Source organism: Priestia sp. SIMBA_032 (assembly GCF_046535215.1).
Lineage (GTDB): Bacteria > Bacillota > Bacilli > Bacillales > Bacillaceae_H > Priestia > Priestia aryabhattai.
Genome location: NZ_JAWRXD010000123.1, coordinates 1 through 485, shown reverse-complemented (window position 1 = coordinate 485; position 485 = coordinate 1). Strand labels below are relative to the sequence as shown.

The window sequence follows — 485 nt, the reverse complement described above, 5'->3', positions numbered from 1 at the left end:
CCGTCAGGTGCGTTGGACACCTCGGCGAGTTCCCGGCGCAGCCGCAGGAGTTCGGCGCGTTCGGAGTCGTCGAGTGGTTCGGCGGTGCTGGTCGAGTCCATGATCGCGCCTTGTCTCGTGGGTGGCTGCACGGCAGCGCACGCAGATCGATGCGCCGATCATCGACGCGCCGGCCATCAGCGTAAACCCGCTGTCCGGGGCCGGAGTACGACACCATGGAAGTTCACCCGTGGGAGGTGAGAACCAGGTGGCGAGGTGATGACAGATGAGTGATGACCGGGATCGCGACCCGTCCGGACGGGCGCGGCAGGCCCGCCCTCGCGATGCACTGGGCAGGCCGTTGCCCTACGGGGCGGTCGGTGTGGAACCGGTGTCGGAGGAGCCGCTACCGCCGGCAGAAACCATCGCCGTTGCCACTGCGCTCCTTCGCCAGGGCAGACCGTTCTCGGCGCACGAGGTGTACGAGGTGCGCTGGAAGAGTTGCC

At 68.0% G+C, this 485-nt stretch carries 1 protein-coding gene; it reads left to right on the top strand.

The window, feature by feature from the left end; translation table 11 throughout:
• Positions 1-265: 265 nt before the first annotated feature.
• Positions 266-485 (top strand): DUF309 domain-containing protein (locus SB717_RS33605; RefSeq protein ID WP_486360780.1); only part of this gene is annotated, 220 nt, incomplete at its 3' end.